This window comes from Pseudoalteromonas sp. GutCa3 (assembly GCF_002836155.1).
Taxonomy (GTDB): Bacteria; Pseudomonadota; Gammaproteobacteria; order Enterobacterales; family Alteromonadaceae; genus Pseudoalteromonas; species Pseudoalteromonas arctica.
In genome coordinates, this window is the sequence record NZ_PJBK01000079.1 from 1 (window position 1) to 19,017 (window position 19,017).

The following is a 19,017-nucleotide window of genomic DNA, read 5'->3' on the forward strand; positions in this document are numbered from 1 at the left end:
TAATTGCGGCTTTTTTAATGTGAGTTGTTTAAACTATTTAAACTATTTAAACTATTTAAACTATTTAAACTCCAAATTACTTTTTTACTTGAGCATCTAACGATTCGCCATTCACTTCACTAGAATCGTCACTCATTAGATATAAATATGTAGGCATTAAATCCTCTGGTGTAGCAAGTGCGTCTCTATCTTCACCTGGATATGCAGCAGCTCGCATTGAAGTGCGAGTAGCGCCTGGGTTAATACAGTTTACACGAATATTCGTTTTACCTACTTCACATGCCCATGTTTGCATCATACCTTCTACTGCAAATTTTGAGATGGCATAAGGCCCCCAAAATTCACGACCTTTGCGGCCTACACCTGATGACGTAAATACTATCGATGCATTATCAGACTTACGAAGAACAGGAAAAAGTGCTTTAGTGATCATTGCTTGTGCAGTCACGTTTACTTTCATTATGTTTTCGAACGTAGATGAGCAAAAATGTTCAAGCGGACCGAGTGACCCTAAAATACCTGCATTATTAAGCAACCCGTCAAGGCGTCCAAACTGATATTCGATTGTTGCAGCAAGGTCACGGTAGTTTTGCTTCGTCGCGCCTTTTAAATCCATAGGGACTATTGCAGGTTTAGGGTAGCCAGCATTAACAATTTCATCGTAAACACATTCAAGTTTATTAGTTGTTTTTCCTAATAAGATAACTGTAGCGCCGTATTTTGCATACGTAATTGCTGCAACTCGGCCAATACCATCACCGGCGCCTGTTATTAAAATAACTTTATCTTTAAGTGCGTTTTCAGCTGCTTGATATGTGTGCATAAAAGTACCAATTCATATAATTTTTTTGATTTTAACATAGCGAAACGTGAAGTAATCGAATTTATTGTAAAATTAGGTGGCGAAAATAGAAACTTTACGTTAAGTTTAACTGGTCTAATGTCTCATTAATAACCTGATTACATTGTTTTAACTTAATACACTGATTAAACACACTATAAAAATAAAATACGTGCGGAGCCAACAATATGAAAAAAATGCTACTTTCACTCTCGGTTACAGCTGCTTTAGCAGGTTGTGGCGGTGGAGAAACGTTAACAGATGTCAAAAACGACACAGCACCAGTTATCCCAACAGCAACAGTTACATTTGATCCAGCAGCAGGTATCTTATCGGTACCTAATGATTTATTAATGAGTGGAACTCAAGACGGTACACTTAATATTCCTGGTGAATTAGATGACAACAATGTGTCTATTTCGCGCGCAGCTTATGCAAACCCTCAACTTGCACTAGGTGCACTTGATGGTTGGTCTTCGCAGGTTCCTTATAAAATCGATTTAACATTCCCACCAAATGTAAGTTTAGATGAAGCGTCTGCTGGGACCCCTGGTACAGTAAGAATTTTTGAAGTTGTAATGGGTGCAAGTTTAACTGATGCAGAATGTTCAGTTGTAGCTGCCGGTACTGCTTGTAAATTGGTCGGTGAGCTTACTTTTGGTGTTGACTTTGTTACTCAAGCTTCAGGTGATGGCGTTGCAATTATTCCTTTAAAACCATTTACGGCGGGTAGCTCATACATCAATGTGTTAACTACTGGTCTTAAAGATTCATTAGGGCGTTCTATTGAGCCTTCTTCTACTTATGGGCTGGTTAAACAAGAAGCGCCATTAATTACAGAAGCCCAACTTGGTTTGCAGGGTGCTGTTAACAGTTACGAAAATGTAGTTGTAAGTTCAGGAGATATCACAAAAGAAGATATTATTTTTTCTAGTGCGATGACTATTCAATCAGCAGGCCCTGTACTTGGGACAATTAAAAAGTTACTAGCTGCAAGCTTGCAACAGCCTGCGTTACCAACTCCTGCGCTTCAAGTTCCTGAACAGCCTATGGTAAATGTACAACAAGTATTTGCTTCTCAGGGTGTAGAAGTCTCTGCTGCTTTCTCTGGTGTGCAATATCAAAAAGGTAGCATTATGTTACCGATGTACTTAGGTACACCAACGGGTACTGATATTAGTGATTTAAGTGATACATATTGGCAAGGTATGTGTGATAACGCGGTGGCAATAATTGGTTATAAGGCCGTTGCAGGCGATGCATTTCCTGCAGATCCTATTAGTGAAAATGATGGTTTATGTTCTGCATTAAGTGACGGACAATTACGTGACTTAGGACTAGACAGCACACGCCATTTAACAAAATACAACTCAATTCCAAAAGTACAAAGCATGGCAAATGTGCCAGTGCAAGTTACTAAACCTATTTTACCGATAATTAATGGTGTCCGTGCACAGTTACAATTAGATCCTATCGCAATGCCTGAAGGTGGATGGCCTGTTGTGATTATGCAGCACGGTATTACAACACAAAAAGAAAGTATGCTTGCTTTAACTGCGCAGCTTTCTATTCAAGGCTTTGCAACGGTTGCTATTGACCATCCAAGACATGGTGAGCGCGGAATAGATGTTGATGGTGACGGAACAGACGACTTTAATGCAACAACGGGTTCTGTGCTTAGTTACATGAACTTAAGTTCATTACTTGTTGCACGTGATAGCTTACGTCAATCGGCTGCTGATTTATTAGGCCTTCGTTTAGGCTTAAACTTTATTAACGATACAACTATTAATAGTAAAGACGTTACCTACATTGGGCATTCGCTAGGTTCTATTGTTGCTCCAGCATTTATTGCTCAAGCTAATACGCCAATGGCAGAAACGCTTGATCCGCTATTTAATGTAAACACGGTAGCTCTTGCAAGTGGTGGTGGCGGTATAGCAAGCTTCTTACTTGAATCTGCTGCGTTTGGTCCATTTATTCAAGGTTCAGTACTTTCACAAGCGGGTACAACAGAAGCTGATGAATTTACTGCATACTTACAAGGAGATGCAGTTTCTAACTGTGGCTCATTAATACCAGACATGGAAGCTTACTTGACATGTGGTTACAACGAATATATTGCATCACTTACCACTGCGGGTGAAACGACTAAACTTACTAACATTCAAGGTGTATTTACACAGTTTGCTTTTGCGGCGCAAACAGCGCTAGATAGTGGTGATCCAACTAACTACGCAGCCACTGTGAAAGCATTAGGTACTCCTGTTTATACTAATGTTGTTGTGGGTGATGGTGTTGATAACAAGCCTGACCAAGTGATACCACCAATGGCAGCTAATAATCCTATTTCTGGCACAATTCCATTAGCTAACTTGATGGGTCTTGAGACAGTAAGTTCTTCGCAAGCATTGAGTGAAACACCAGCAAGCTACTTAGTTAAATTTACTAAAGGGCATCATGGTTCTATATTAACACCAGCTCAAGATGCTGCACAGGCTGCAACTGTTGAAGGCAGTGCTGCCGCTAATGCAGAAATGCAGTTGCAAGTAGCTACTTACTTAGCTGCTCGCGGACGGATGTTATTAGTTTCAAACCCTGAGGTTGTGACTGATTAATAACCAGTAAAATAATTAACCTTTAAAAGCCACTGAAAAGTGGCTTTTTTTTGCTTTAAAGCATGCTAAATTAGCTGAAATTTATAAATGGAGAAACCAGTTGGAATTTTTATACGAATACGGTTTGTTTTTTGCTAAAACAGTTACTTTTGTTATCGCTATAGCAGTTATTTTAATGCTAATAGTTGGCGCTGCAGTTAAGCCAAAGGCCAAAAAAGGTGAAATACAAATTGACGATATATCAGAGCAGTTAGTTGAACTTAAAGAAAGTTTTTTACAAAATACGTTGGGTAAAAAAGAGCTTAAAGCGCATCAAAAACAGCTTAAATCAAAAAGTAAAAAAGCAGATAAAGATGAGCCTAAACCTCGTTTATATGTAATTGATTTTGTGGGTAGTATGGACGCTCACGAAGTAGAAAGCTTACGAGAAGAAATAACGGCCATTATCTCTATTGCCGATCCAAGTAAAGACAAAGTACTTATTCGTTTAGAAAGTGGTGGCGGTGTTGTACATGGCTACGGACTTGCTGCATCTCAGTTACAGCGTATTAAAAGTACGGGTATTCCTCTGAGTGTTGCAATTGATAAAGTGGCAGCAAGTGGTGGTTACATGATGGCGTGTGTCGCGGACGAGATACTTGCAGCGCCTTTTGCAATAGTTGGATCTATTGGTGTGATAGCTCAAATACCTAACTTTAATAAAATATTAAAGAAAAATGATGTTGAATTTGAGCAAATAACAGCAGGTGAATTTAAACGCACACTTACTTTATTTGGTGAAAACACAGATAAGGCCCGTGAAAAATTTCGTGAAGAAATTGAACAAACACATGATTTATTTAAAACGTTTGTAAGCACTCAACGTCCAAGCTTAGATATAAACTTAGTTGCGACAGGTGAGCATTGGTTTGCAACTCAAGCGATTGATAAAGGCTTGGTAGATGTTATAAAAACAAGTGATGATGCATTGCTAGAGCAGCAACATGAGCGCCAAATTTATAAGATTAAATACAAAGTTAAAAAAGGGTTGAGCGATAAGCTAGCTCTTGGCTTGAGTAGTGGTGTAAATAAAGTGGGAATAAACTTACTTTCTAAGTTTAAGTCGTTAAATCCTTAGATTAGAATCTTTTTCAGGATTCAGTTTAATTATTTTTACTCGAAAAAAAACCTTGATGGATTGCATCAAGGTTTTTTTATAGCTGTATAAATGTAGCTTATGAGTCAATAGATTTATGATAATCTTCTAAGTCTTTAGCTGCATTAGGGTCGTTAAAGATGCTCTCATCTAGCTCACCTTCAGACTTGGCAACAACACAGGTAACCATACAATCACCGGTTACATTAACTGCTGTACGTGTCATATCAAGTAATCTATCTACACCAATAATAATTGCAATCCCTTCTACAGGTAAGCCAACTTGGTTAAGTACCATTGCCAGCATTATTAAACCAACACCAGGTACGCCTGCTGTACCTACAGAGGCAAGTGTTGCTGTTAATATAACCATTAAATAATCAGATATTGTCAAATCGACACTAAACACTTGTGCAATGAACACGGTAGCCACACCTTGCATGATGGCAGTGCCATCCATGTTAATGGTAGCACCCAGTGGGATAGTAAATGAGGCAACCGAGTTATTAGCACCTAACTTTTTAGTAGCAGTTTCAAGTGTAATAGGCATAGTTGCGCTTGAGCTCGAGGTACTAAATGCAAATAAGCATGTGTGCTTCATTTTTGCTAAGAAAATAAGCGGGTTTAAGCCCGTTAATATTTTTAAAAGCAATGTGTAGTTTACAAAAGCATGTAATAACAGTGCAAGCACTACAACGCCAAAGTACTTCGCTAAGCTCACAATTAAGTTAAGCTCAATTGTTGTAAACAGTTTTGCCATTAAAAAGAACACGCCATAAGGGGCAATATTCATTAAAAGCGTAACTAGTTTTAAAATCACAGTGTTTAAATCTTCAAATACGGTAGCAACACGTTTTCCTGCTTTACCACTTAATGCCATTGCTACACCAAATAAAAGTGCAAACACAATAACTTGAAGCATATTGCCTTTGGCCATTGCTTCAAAAGGGTTTGTAGGAAACATATCTATAATTACACGGGCAAGAGTAGGCGCTTCTTTAGCATCATAAGTTGCATTAGATGGCAAGCTGATGCCCTCACCAGGGCTAAATAATAAGGCAAGCGTAATTGCTACTGTTATAGCAATAGCTGTAGTTAATAAATATAAACCAATAGATTTACCACCTAATCGACCTAGTTTTTTAGGGTCGCTTAAGCTACAGGTACCACAAACAAGCGATACAAAAACAAGAGGCACAACTAACATTTTCAAGCTGGCAATAAATATTTGACCACCAACATGGAAAATACCATCAACAAAAAAGGCTTTAATTGGCAAAGAGAATAACCCAAGTGGTATTAGATAATCGTCTTCACCAGCTAATATAGCCTGAAATATAAAACCTACTGCAACCCCAAGCGCCATACCAATCATGATGCGAGTGGTTAAACTCATTGAACGGATTTTTGACATATTTCCTGATCTACATTTTTATAAATTTGCCATAGACTACCAGCAAGGAAATATTTACTACAGAAAAAGTTAGTATTTATTTAAAAATATTTTGCACAAAAAAGTAATAAAAAACTGTGATTTTAGACTAAATTATAGGTTAATATTAAGTGTAAATTAATTTTGATTATAATAACAACGCTAGGGAGAGGTTCATGCCTTTAATGCGACTGCTCGGCATTTCATTGCTAAGTTTTTTACTCACAGCCTGTGGTGGCGGTGGGTCACTTGAAAAAGACGGTTCTATTAGTGATGGTGATTCCACTACAGAGACTAGTACATATTTGGTTTCACTGAAGGGATATTCTCAAACAGACGCAACAGAGTCAAATTCTGTTACTGCTACCTCCTCTTTAGATTTACGTGCAACTCTTACTCAAGACGGGGTAATTGTCGCGGGTAAACGTATTACTTTTACATTAGAAGATGAAATTGGTGAATTGTCTCCATCAAGTGCATTAACTCAAAACGATGGTATTGCAACGGTTGAACTTACCGCCGGTACTGAAGCCGGTGCTGGAGAAGTAACTGCTACTTATACAGTCGATGGTGAATCTTATACAAGTACTTTTGCTTTTCAATCAAGTGGTGGGCAAGGTGATGATACGGGTGTTAGTGGTTCAACAACCTTAACGGTAAATATAGTCGATGAAAGTGGTGCTAAGTATTCGGATACAAATCCGGTTACAACTGACAACTTAGGCACGGTTACAGCGACTTTAAAAAATGATGGAGTTGCACTTAGCGAGCAACTTGTTACATTTACTACAAACTTCACAGGTAAAATAACGCCTGACTTAGGTACTGCAATTACTAACTCAGCGGGTGAGGCAAAAGTAACTCTCTCTAGTGGTAGTTTTAAAGGTGCAGGTCAAGTTGTTGCAACTTATAACCCTACTAACTCTACAGAAGTGAGTAATACAGCTGTATTTTATTCATCAGGTGATTCTGCACCAGTTGATTTGGCACAATTTTCTATATCAGTAAAGCTCTTAACAGGCTGTAACGCAGGCTGGGACGATAATCGTTCTAGCGTAAAACTTGACCCTACACAAACAGCATCGGGTTGTACGGTAGCTAATACTATCTCTTCATCAGAACTAGGTGAATTATTTGTTGAAGTCATTGATGAGCAAAGTGGTGAAGGTAGTAAAAATTCGCTTGTTAATATTTCAACAAATTTAGGTTCTGTTCTCCCTTCATCTGGGACAGCCCTTACCGATAACTTTGGTATTGCTTTACTAAAGTTGCAACCTGGTAATACTGGTGGCGCAGGTACTGTTACTGTAACGTCTGTAGGTGAAAGTAATTCAACTAATTTTGCTGTAGGTATTGCTGATTTAACCCTAGAGGTTGATAACGGGCTAAATAAAGATTCTTCAGGAAATGTTATTCCTCTAAAAGCAGGTGGTAGTACCGTTATTGAAGTAACACTTTTAGATGAAGATGGTAATTTATACTTAACTCCAACAGATGTTGAATTCAGCTCAACTTGTGTAATTAGCGGCGACTCAGTAATTGATGCATCAGTAAAATCATCAAGTGGTATCGCAACATCAACATACCGAGCTACAGGTTGTAGTATTGACGATGATATTAATATCACGGTTGAGACAGGCGGTAAAAACTTTACTGCTACTACGATTATTCCTGTGGAAACATCAGCGGTACAATCAATACAGTTTGTTGATGTCAGTGAAACATTTATTGCATTACCTCCAGGTGAAGGCGGCGCCCCGACTCAATCGATCGTTAGATTTAAGCTAATAGATGCGGATGGTCTTGCATCTACGCAGCAACGTATTGATTTCAAGTTAACAGATTCAGTGGGGGCAGCTAAACTGTCACTTAGAACAAGTGATACAAATAATGAAGGCTTTGTTCAGACAACGGTTGAATCTGGCATAGTGCCTGGTCCATTAGTGGTAAAAGCGTGTTTTATTTCTAAAGAAGATGTTAATAATTTACCTGAAGGTGATGATTTAACGTGTTGGGTTGATGATGTAGAACTGTGTACATCAGAACCAAGCAATGAAATTTGTCCAGACGGAACACTTACTTTAGTACCATTAAGCGAGCAGATAAGTTCTGTATCGGCTCAATTAACACTGGCTTCGGGCGTAACAGACCAAAACAGTTTTGATGCAAGCCCAAATACGTTCAATACTAACTCACTTAACTATAACGGTGTTTTAAATGATATTACGGTATATTTTGGTGACCAATTTAATAATTATAATGGTGACGGTGTAGAAGCAACTATTTTAGCTGAAGCAGGGGTCATTGGCTCTTCTAGCAATGAAGTTACTTGTAAAACTGACGATGCTACTTGTGTTGTAACCTGGCGCTCTCAAGGAGACCGTCCATTTTATGATTATAAATGGGGTAACCGAATTGGTGACATCGATGGTGATTCAACCACGACGGAAGGAATAAATCCAAAAACAGGTATTATAAATTGTGACCCATATTTTGGTATTGCAGCTCCTTGTATAAATGGTGTTACACGCGCTAAAAATAATGCTGATGGCGTTGTTATGGGAGGACGTGTAAGTATTCTAGCTGTCACTAAAGGGCAAGAGAACTTTGTAGATGAGCAAACCACTGATGATGTTAAGCGTACCAATGGTTTATTTGATATTGGTGAGTATTACGCAAGTTACGATTTACCTGAAGCGTTTATAGATCACAATGAAAATGCGACCTTTGATAAAGCAAACTGTAGTGATGCAGACGCTTCAAGTTATGACCCCTCTACAGATGAGTGTTCTGAGCTAATTTCACGTGGTGGTCATAATGAAACATGGCGAGACCTAGATAATGACGGTATTTATGACTTTGCTGATGGTAAATATAATGGCCTATTATGTGGTGAAGCTGCTGAAACTGCAGGTGAGTGTTCTCGAGAGCTAATTGAAGTGCGTAAACAAATTGAATTGGTTATGTCTGGAGATAACCCATATGTTCGTTTTTCTGTGTTGAAAACAACGGATATTCTTGATGCACCATATCCTGTTTATGTACCAGCAGATTGCTCTGTTTCAGTTGTTGCAGTACTTGAGCCATCCGATGTATCTGAGCGTTGTGATATCTCAGCAGTTGATTTGTCAAATGTTTTTGCAGATAACCCTGCGTATGACGAAACTGACCCAGATGAAACTGATCCTGAACAATTAGAAGTAGGTTTAGCTGGTATTACTGTTCGTATTCACTACACGGATGAGTTTGGTAATCCGTTGCCTGCAGGTACAACAGTATCAATATCATCTACAAATGGTGACTTATCTATTATCGAAAATAACGCGATCATCCCAAGTACCAATACGGATAAGCCAATGTATTCAGATGTTCGTATTTCTCGAGAAGCAGATGGTAATGATAAATTTGACGGTGTACTTTCAATAACATTTGAGTTTACTACTCAGGCTGGTGGCACTAAAACAGTCTCCAAAGGAGTTGAAATTTACGATAGTAAATAAGGCTTTATTTTAAAAATGCCAACCTTTAGGTTGGCATTTTTGTTTCTGTTCTATATATTCCACATCAATTAATCTAAAAACACTAGTTTGTTTAATTTAACGACAAAAATTGTTCGTTTATTCAGTAAATACTGAAAAGTTTGTATTAAAAGCTTGTAACAACTAGTGTTTGTAGATATACCTATAAATATTCGCGCCGCTTATGTCGGCAAAACACATTTTTAATATTTGGTTAGAAATAGGCAACTATGGGCAAATCGCTAGTAATTGTAGAGTCTCCTGCTAAGGCTAAAACAATTAATAAATATTTAGGTAATGACTTCATCGTAAAGTCCAGTATTGGGCATGTACGAGATTTACCTACTTCAGGTTCGAGCAAAGCTAAAGTGCCGGCAACTAAAACGCCAGCAGAAGTTCGTAAAATGGAACCTGAAGAGAAAGCAGCGTATAAAAAGCAACGAGATTATACAAACTTAGTCGCGCGTATGGGTATTGACCCAAACCAAGGCTGGGATCCGCATTACGAAATACTGCCTGGTAAAGAAAAAGTTGTTCAAGAATTACAAAAGCTGGCTGAAAATGCAGACCAAATATATCTCGCAACGGATTTGGATAGAGAAGGGGAAGCAATTGCTTGGCACCTTCAAGAAATCATTGGTGGTGATCCTGCTAAATATAAGCGCGTAGTTTTTAACGAAATTACTAAAAACGCAATACAGCAAGCGTTTGAAACACCTGGCGAGCTTAATACTGATATGGTTTATGCTCAGCAAACACGTCGCTTTTTAGACCGTGTTGTTGGCTTTATGGTATCACCTTTATTGTGGGCCAAAGTGGCCCGTGGACTTTCTGCAGGACGAGTTCAGTCTGTTGCGGTACGTTTATTAGTAGAGCGTGAGCGCGAAATTAAGGCGTTTATCCCTGAAGAATTTTGGGATATCCATGCTGACGTTAAAAATACTGAGTCTGAATTACGTTTAGAAGTAGCCAAACAAGCAGGAAAGCCTTTTAAGCCTGTAAATGAAGCTCAGGCTAGCGCAGCGGTTAAAAGCCTTGAGAATGCAGAATACAAAGTAATTAGCGTTGAAGAAAAACCAAGTAAAAGTCGCCCAAGTGCGCCATTAATTACTTCAACCATGCAGCAAGCGGCAAGTACGCGTTTAGGTTATGGCGTTAAAAAGACCATGATGCTTGCTCAGCGTTTGTATGAAGGTGGTTATATTACGTATATGCGTACCGATTCAACTAATCTTTCAAAAGATGCCGTTGAAATGTGTCGTGAGTATGTAACAAACGAGTTTGGTGCTAAATACTTACCAAAAGATCCAATTAGCTACAGCTCTAAAGGCAATGCACAAGAGGCGCATGAGGCAATACGTCCTTCAAGCGTTACCGTGTTATCTGGTCATGTTGAAGGTGTAGACGCCGATGCTAAAAAGCTGTACGAGCTAATTTGGCGTCAGTTTGTAGCGTGCCAAATGGTACCTGCTGAATACGATTTAACAACACTAACTGTTGCAGCTAACGACTTCCAGCTTAAAGCGAAAGGCCGTGTGCTACGCTTTGATGGTTGGACAAAAGTACAACCTGCGATACGTAAGAAAAACGAAGAAGATCAATCACTACCGGCTGTTAAAGAAGGTGAAGTCCTTACTTTAATCGAACTCGATCCTAAGCAGCATTTTACTAAACCGCCAGCGCGCTTTAGTGAAGCAAGTTTAGTAAAAGAGCTTGAAAAACGCGGTATTGGTCGTCCATCTACTTATGCGTCAATTATATCAACGATTCAAGATCGTGGTTATGTACGTGTAGAAAACCGCCGTTTCTTCGCTGAAAAAATGGGTGAAATAGTTACCGATCGCTTGGTTGAAAATTTCACTGATTTAATGAACTTTGATTTTACAGCTAAAATGGAAGGCCGTTTAGATGATATCGCTGAAGGCGAGCGTGTATGGACTCAAGTTCTAGATAAGTTTTATGCTGATTTTTCAACGCAATTAACTGTCGCTAAAGACGAGCCAGAGAACGGTGGCATGCGTCTTAACGAGATGGTTGAAACCGATATTGAATGTCCTACGTGTAGCCGAAAAATGGGTATACGAACGGCATCAACTGGTGTTTTCTTAGGGTGTACTGGTTACAGCCTTCCGCCAAAAGAGCGTTGCACTACAACAATGAACTTGGTGTCGGGTGATGAAGCAGTTGCAGCTGATGTAGAAGATGTAGAAACTGAAAAGTTAATGCAGATGAAACGTTGTCCTATTTGTGAAACTGCAATGGATTCATACCTAATCGACGAAACCCGTAAATTACATGTGTGTGGTAATAACCCCGCATGTAAAGGGCATATTGTTGAAGAAGGCACCTTTAAAATTAAAGGCTATGACGGACCAATTATCGAATGTGATAAATGTGGCTCTGACATGGAACTTAAATCGGGTCGTTTTGGTAAGTATTTTGGCTGTAATAATGACGAGTGTAAAAACACACGTAAACTACTTAAAAGTGGCGAAGCTGCTCCACCAAAAGAAGATCCTGTTCACATTACTGAGTTAGAGTGTGAAAAGTCAGATGCGTATTTCGTATTACGTGATGGCGCCGCTGGTATATTTTTAGCTGCAAATACTTTTCCTAAGTCTCGTGAAACACGTGCACCTAAGGTAGAAGAGTTAAAACGCTTTAGAGACCGTATCTCGCCTAAGTTTTATTACTTAGCAGATGCACCTGCTAAAGATCCTGATGGTAATCTTGCTGTTGTACGCTACAGCCGTAAAAATAAAGCTCAGTATGTTATGACTGAAGTTGACGGTAAAGCTACTGGCTGGACTGCTCATTATGAAGCAGGTAAATGGACAGAAGAAGCGAAGAAAAAGGCACCACCTAAAAAGAAAGCTGCTGCAAAAAAGGCACCAGCTAAAGCAAAGCCTAAAGCGAAAGCTAAAAAAGAAGATGAATAAGCACGTTATCGCTTATTCATAACTTCTTATAGGTTTTAAAAAACCATAAAAAAACCGGAACGCACAGCTTGTGTCTATTCCGGTTTTTTTGTGCCTAGTTAAATGTTTTCGCAACGGCTTTATTAGCAGTACATTCAACTAAGCGTATTGGAGATACCAATTTTATTAAAAACATGGTCATTATATTGCACTAAATAACCCACTCACTGCGTTAAAAAACATTCATATAAAACAACTATATGTCATGCTATTTCACTTGCTATTGAGCTATTTTCTTAGCGCTATAATAGATCACTAATTTAATGCAATTGGTATGATTAAATCTTAACAGAAGATACTTTTTTATAGCCTTCAGATTCAAGCTCATCATTTACGCATTTTAATACGTAGGCATTTAGCTCTTCATTGCTTACGTCATCATCTTTAGCCCAGTTAACACACATTTCTGTGTATTCTTTTACCATTTCGGCTGAAGCTGTTGGTGCATCGTCTGCTACCGCGTAAGTCGCAGATACTGCAAATAGTGGAGCTACGATTAATGCTAGCAATGCTTTTTTCATTCGTTTATTCCTAAAAAAATGGTGTGATGACTGATTTACCCAGTTTAAGATTAGGTTTAAACCAGTAGTGCCCAATCCAGAACAACTCTGTTGGTACACTGATTTTTAAACGAAAACGAAATAAAAGATAACGAAATTTTTTTATCGTGAGGATGAGTAATTTACTTGTCAGGATTTCGCAGCATTGTGTTGCAGTGGTTTATAAGCTAAGGTCGCTTTTTTTAATTAAAAGACAAACCAATGTCATCACACACCCCTAATAAAAAACCACGCCAAGCTAATAAAGTAGAGCATGCATTAGAATCTTTTATTTTTAAAGGGCGTTGGCTACTAGCCCCATTTTTTGTGGGTTTACTATTTGCAGTTGTACTGTTGTTAATAAAGTTTTTTAAGCAGCTTTATTTAATGGGTATTGCGACATTTACAGCAACCAATCAAGAGTTACTTGTCGGTATTCTAACTTTAGTTGATACGGCATTATTAGCGGGGTTATTGCTGATCATTACATTTAGTGGTTACGAGAACTTTGTTTCTAAGCTTAATATTGATAATCACGAAGACAGACCATCTTGGATGGGAAAAGTTGGTTTTTCAGGTCTAAAGATGAAATTAATAAGTGCGATAGTCGCTATTTCGGCTGTTGAGTTATTAAAAGTATTTATAAACTCAGGCGCATATCCAAGTGATGAGCTACTTTGGAAAGTGACTATTCATGTCACGTTTGTAATGTCAGGCGTTTTATTTGCTTTAACTGACTACTTAAACAGTAAAACCCAAAGTCATTAGAAAAATTAAACGCATAAAAGAGCCCAAGTAATTTACTTGGGCTTTTTATGTTTAGAGCTTAGCTGTAATATTAAGTGTAATTATTGATGTCATTAACACTTTGCATAAAAGCAAGCGAAAGGCTCAAGTGTTAGTGTGTCTTGGCTTAATTTTGCGCTGTGGTGGCTAAGCTCATTGTATTCTTTAACGATTGATGTTGGCATATCAATACTTGTTTGTTGAGAGCTTAGATTAAACATGCACAGCATTTTTTGCGGTCCAAGCGTTCTATAAAAAGCAAGCACAGGCTCAGGCGTTTCAATAAACTCAATATCACCCTCAAGTAAAACAGTTTGGCTTTTGCGCCACGCCATAAATTCACGGTAGGCGTTTAAAATTGAGTTGCTATCATTAGTTTGCACAGCGACTGATTGCTGTTTGTGTGCATCATCAACAGGTAGCCAAGGTTTTACGTCACTAAAACCCGCATGAGGTGAATCAGTTTGCTCCCAAGGCATTGGCGTTCTACAGCCATCACGCCCTTTAAAATTAGGCCAAAATGTTATGCCATATGGGTCTTGTAAGTCTTCAAAGGCAACACTTGCTTCACCTAAACCTAATTCTTCACCTTGGTACATACATACACTGCCACGAAGGGAGGCAAGTAGGGCGGTTAGCATTTTACATTGCTGAGGGTTTATTTCGCCATTTTCGCTCCAGCGACTTGCTACGCGCTCTACATCATGGTTGCTAAATGCCCAACACGGCCAACCCTCAGTCATACGTTGTTCAAGAGTTTGAACCGTAGTTCTAATATATTCACTTGAATAATCATTTGTTAAGAGCTCAAAGCTATATCCCATGTGCAGCTTATCGCCACCTTGGGTGTACTGCGCCATTGTCGCCAATGAATCTTCTGATGAGATTTCGCCAAGCGATACAGTACCTGGGTATTTATTAAGTAATGTGCGAATGTCTTGCATAAACTCAATATTTTCTGGCTGAGTGTTGTTGTAGTAATGATACTGAAATGCGTATGGGTTATCTTCACTAAAACCACGACCCTGGCGCTTATCTTTTGGTTTAGCTGGGTTATCGCGAAGTTGTGCATCGTGATAACAAAAGTTAATAGCATCTAATCTAAAGCCATCAACGCCTTTTTTAAGCCAAAACTCTACGTTATCAAGTACAGCTTGTCTTACGTCAGGATTATGAAAGTTTAAATCGGGTTGTTCGGTTAAAAAGTTATGCAAATAATATTGCCCACGGCGAGGTTCCCACTGCCACGCGCCACCACCAAAAATAGACAGCCAATTATTAGGTGCTGTGCCGTCATCTTTAGCTTCAGCCCAAACATACCAATCCGCTTTATCGTTATTTTGATTTTCGCGGCTATCTGTAAACCATTGGTGTTGATCTGATGTATGGCTTAGTACTTGGTCAATTATAATTTTAATGTTGCGATCATGGGCTTGGCTAATAAGTTCATCAAAATCGTTTAAATCACCAAAAAGCGGGTCAATGTCACGGTAGTCACTAATATCGTAGCCAAAGTCTTTCATCGGCGATTTGAAAAAAGGTGAAATCCAAATTGCATCAACGCCTAAGCTTTTAATGTAATCAATACGATTAATAATCCCTTTTAAGTCACCAATACCATCGTTGTTGCTATCTTGAAAGCTACGCGGATAAACTTGATAAATAACCGCACCTTTATACCACTGCTTTTTGGTCATGCTTTTCTCCGTCATTCCACACAGTATTTAGACTATTCTTTATTGTGATTACGATTAATCACGTTATTTTCAAAAAGCATACGTGAAGCCTTTAATTCTGTAAAAAGTCTGCATACGTATGCACTAAAAATAATGCAATAAAATTATTTAAAATAAGCGCTTAGCGCATCTTTAGCGGTGTTCGTTTTGTGTGTTTAATATTTACCAATTATGTTATTCATTCATTTTTTAGTTAAATTTAACCTAACAGTTTGTACTATAAAGGAAATATACCCTTGGTTTTACTAGAAATGGTCTGACCAATTTAACACTTAGTAAATGTGCAATTATTTAAACGTTATATAACAGCGCTAATTAATTTCATCTTGTTTACATTCAAGTAGGAAGGCTATTAGTTTTCTACAAAATAGATTTAATCTATCATGCCCTTTCAGTGTTTTTTGTTTTGTTTATTTTTAATAAAATCATATGGTTAAAATTATATTCGTGTAATGTATGTTAATGTTAGGCTATATTGAGATTGTTGAATACGTATGCATAAAGTTGTTAATAAAATAAATCTGGCGTTAATATTCATCCTGACAACAAAATTAGCTCGCCTTGTTTAACTATCACTTAAACATTGAACGCGGGTATCACAATATGGGTAACGGGAAAACATTATGTCTATGTTCAAACCAAGTATATTAACTTTGGCATTAACAGCCGCAGGCTTATCAAGCTTTGCTACACAGGCTGCTCAAGAAAATACAATAAAAAAAGATGATGTAGAAGTTATCGAAGTTAAAGGCTTTCGTGGCAGTGTTGTAGAATCAATCAACACAAAACGTTTTTCTACACAGGTTGTAGAATCTATTTCTGCAGAAGATATAGGTAAGCTGCCAGACTCTTCAATTGCTGAATCAATTGCACGTTTACCAGGCTTAACAGCGCAGCGCTTAGACGGCCGAGCAAGTAGAGTATCTATTCGTGGCTTTGGCGAAAACGAAAGCGGTACCACATTTAATGGCCGAGAGCAGGTATCTATTAGTGATAACCGCGGCGTAGAATTTGACCTTTACCCATCAGAAATAATGAGCGGTGTAACTGTTTATAAAACACCAAGTGCCAATTTAGATGCAGAGGGTATTGCGGGCGTAATTAATATGCAAACAGTTCGCCCACTAAGTAAAGGCGAACGTGTTGTTCAAGTCAATGGACAGTATGAACAAACAAGCTTTGATAAATTAAATCCAGATGGTAATGATGACGGCTATCGAGGCACTTTCTCATACATCGACCAGTTTGCTGATGACACCATTGGTATTGCATTTGCACTAAACACCATGAGCTCACCAAACCAAGAAAAACGTTGGAATTCATGGGGGTACCCTGAATTCACTGCTGAAGATGGGAACTCATATTCCATTTTAGGCGGCGCTAAACCTTATGTTCGTTCATCAACACTTGAGCGTGATTCGGCAATGCTAGTACTTGAAGCCGCGCCTACAGATAAACTAAATATGACGTTTGATGCGTTATATGTAGATTTTACAGATGAGCAAATTTTGCGCGGCATTGAAGTTCCTTTCGCTTGGGGTCAAGGCAGCATTGATGCAAGTAGCGCTACTGTAGATGCGGAAAGTGGATTTATAACAAGTGCTGTGACACAAGGCCAACGTGTTGTAGTACGTAACGATTACCAAGAGCGTGATGCTGAACTTACAGCTTTTGGTTTTAATACTAAATATGATATAGATGATTCATGGTCAGTAGAATTTGACGTAAGCTACTCGCAAGTTGACCGTAAAATTTGGAGTATAGAAAGCTACTCAGGTACAGGGCGTGGTGATTCTCGCGGTGTTGCAGATAACTTAGGTTATGCTTTTAATGGTGGCAATACTGGCGCTACTTTTTCACATGACTTAGATTACAGCGATTATGATTTAATCCAATTAGGTGGACCGCTTTCGTGGGGCGCAAGCTCTGCACTAAATGATGCATATGGATTAACTGGCACAGAGTATGAAAACCAAGCTCAAGACGGTTTTATTAATGCTCCAACTATTGAAGATGAATTAGTTACATTAAAACTTGCAGCGTCTAAAGTACTAGAAAACGAATACATTAGCTCAATTGAATTTGGCTTAGGTTATAAAGAGCGTGAAAAGTCTAAATCTTCGCAAGGTTACTTTTTAACTTTAACTGATTTTTCTCTTGAAAACCCAGGAATGCTTAGTGTACCTGAGCAATACCGTTTAGGCAGTGTTGGCCTAGACTTTATTGGGCTAGGCGACATGATAGCCTACGATGTAAATGGTTTAGTTAATAATGGTTATTATGAAACCCTTGACGAAAGTTTAACTAGCTCAACTCATGCAACTAAGTCGTGGACAGTAAAAGAAGAAATTACCTCAGCATTTGCACAAGCTAATATTAATGCAGAAGTAAGCGGTCTTGCATTGACGGGTAATGTGGGTGTGCGCTATGTTCATACAGATCAATCCTCTCAAGGTAATGCTTTTGGTGTAGATGGTAATACTGGTCTAGTCATTACTTCACCTACAGATATTGGTCACGATTATTCTCACGTTTTACCAAGCTTAAATTTATCACTTGCGATTGATGAGCAGCAAACAATACGTTTTGGCGCAGCTAAAACAATCTCACGTGCGCGTATAGATGAAATGAACGCTTCTGTTAATGCATCATATAATGAGACACCGGATGAAAACGGTAACTTTTGGTCTGTATCGGGTGGTAACCCTAATTTAGAACCTAAAGAAGCAACAGGTTACGATTTATCTTATGAAAACTACTTTAGTGATGAAGGTTACTTCTCTGCTGCATTTTTCTATAAAGACTTAACCCAGTGGATTTTTGACGGCACGTACGCAATTGATATGTCGGGCGTAGCAGACCCTTCAACAGGTGAAGTTCCTGCAACATCATCAGGTACTGGTAGTGGTAAAGTAAATGGCGGTGGCGGTGACCTATACGGTTACGAGCTATCTCTAGCGTTACCATTTAAAATTTTCCACCCGTCTCTTGAAGGCTTTGGTTTAATTGCTAGTCATACAGGTATTGAATCTGATATTGAAGATGGAAATGGCAATGAGTACGAACTACCGGGTCTATCAGATAAAATTCAAAGCTTAACGGTTTACTACGAGATGCATGGTATGCAATTACGGACCAGCATGCGTAAGCGTAGTGACTTCAAAGGTGATGTTTACGGATTAGGCTTTAATACAGAGCAAGTGAATATTATCGGCGAAACAATTTGGGATATTCAGGCCGGTTATGACTTCTCTGAAGCAGGGGTTGAGAGCCTTGAAGGTTTATCTGTTCAGTTTCAAGTACAAAACTTAACTGAAGAACCGTTTACGTCACTTTCTGGCGATAATGCTCTACAAGTACGTGACTACCAAGATTACGGTCGTACTTACTTGTTAGGCTTTAGTTACAAGCTATAATAAAAGTTGTGTGTAGAA

General features: G+C 38.6%; 10 protein-coding genes. 6 read left to right on the forward strand and 4 right to left on the reverse strand.

Going from position 1 to position 19,017, the window contains the following annotated elements; translation table 11 throughout:
- Window positions 1-76: 76 nt before the first annotated feature.
- On the reverse strand, window positions 77-823 hold the full coding sequence (locus CXF64_RS13735) for a YciK family oxidoreductase (protein ID WP_007375386.1): 747 nt from the start codon (window positions 821-823) through the stop codon (window positions 77-79).
- A gap of 206 nt (window positions 824-1,029) precedes the next feature.
- Between CXF64_RS13735 and CXF64_RS13740 the strand changes: the two genes are divergently transcribed.
- Entirely contained in the window at window positions 1,030-3,459 is a 2,430-nt protein-coding gene (locus CXF64_RS13740) for a VolA/Pla-1 family phospholipase (protein WP_101217278.1), read from the forward strand.
- 100 nt (window positions 3,460-3,559) lie between these two features.
- Window positions 3,560-4,576 (forward strand): protease SohB, encoded by a 1,017-nt coding sequence (sohB, locus tag CXF64_RS13745; protein WP_101217279.1) that lies wholly within the window; start codon window positions 3,560-3,562, stop codon window positions 4,574-4,576.
- Window positions 4,577-4,673: 97 nt separating this feature from the next.
- On the opposite strand, the gene CXF64_RS13750 is transcribed toward sohB, so the two are convergent.
- The gene (locus tag CXF64_RS13750; RefSeq protein ID WP_024590095.1) at window positions 4,674-6,008 is read right to left on the reverse strand and encodes a dicarboxylate/amino acid:cation symporter; all 1,335 of its coding nucleotides are present in this window, start codon (window positions 6,006-6,008) and stop codon (window positions 4,674-4,676) included.
- Window positions 6,009-6,202: 194 nt separating this feature from the next.
- Between CXF64_RS13750 and CXF64_RS13755 the strand changes: the two genes are divergently transcribed.
- Complete coding sequence (locus CXF64_RS13755) at window positions 6,203-9,526, forward strand: hypothetical protein (RefSeq protein WP_101217280.1); 3,324 nt, start codon at window positions 6,203-6,205, stop codon at window positions 9,524-9,526.
- Window positions 9,527-9,774: 248 nt separating this feature from the next.
- A complete protein-coding gene (gene topA, locus CXF64_RS13760; RefSeq protein WP_101217281.1) occupies window positions 9,775-12,483 on the forward strand; it encodes a type I DNA topoisomerase in 2,709 nt (902 codons plus the stop codon).
- Window positions 12,484-12,800: 317 nt separating this feature from the next.
- On the opposite strand, the gene CXF64_RS13765 is transcribed toward topA, so the two are convergent.
- Window positions 12,801-13,043, reverse strand: coding sequence for a hypothetical protein (locus CXF64_RS13765; protein ID WP_007582596.1), 243 nt, complete (start codon window positions 13,041-13,043; stop codon window positions 12,801-12,803).
- Window positions 13,044-13,283: 240 nt separating this feature from the next.
- On the opposite strand from CXF64_RS13765, the gene CXF64_RS13770 reads away from it, so the two are divergent.
- Window positions 13,284-13,829 (forward strand): TIGR00645 family protein, encoded by a 546-nt coding sequence (locus CXF64_RS13770; RefSeq protein ID WP_007582598.1) that lies wholly within the window; start codon window positions 13,284-13,286, stop codon window positions 13,827-13,829.
- 92 nt (window positions 13,830-13,921) lie between these two features.
- Here CXF64_RS13770 and CXF64_RS13775 read toward each other — a convergent pair whose 3' ends face one another.
- Complete coding sequence (locus CXF64_RS13775; protein WP_101217282.1) at window positions 13,922-15,544, reverse strand: alpha-glucosidase family protein; 1,623 nt, start codon at window positions 15,542-15,544, stop codon at window positions 13,922-13,924.
- A 662-nt stretch (window positions 15,545-16,206) separates the two neighbouring features.
- Here CXF64_RS13775 and CXF64_RS13780 point away from each other — a divergent pair.
- Window positions 16,207-18,999, forward strand: a complete 2,793-nt coding sequence (locus CXF64_RS13780; RefSeq protein ID WP_101217283.1) for a TonB-dependent receptor — start codon at window positions 16,207-16,209, stop codon at window positions 18,997-18,999.
- Window positions 19,000-19,017: the final 18 nt, after the last annotated feature.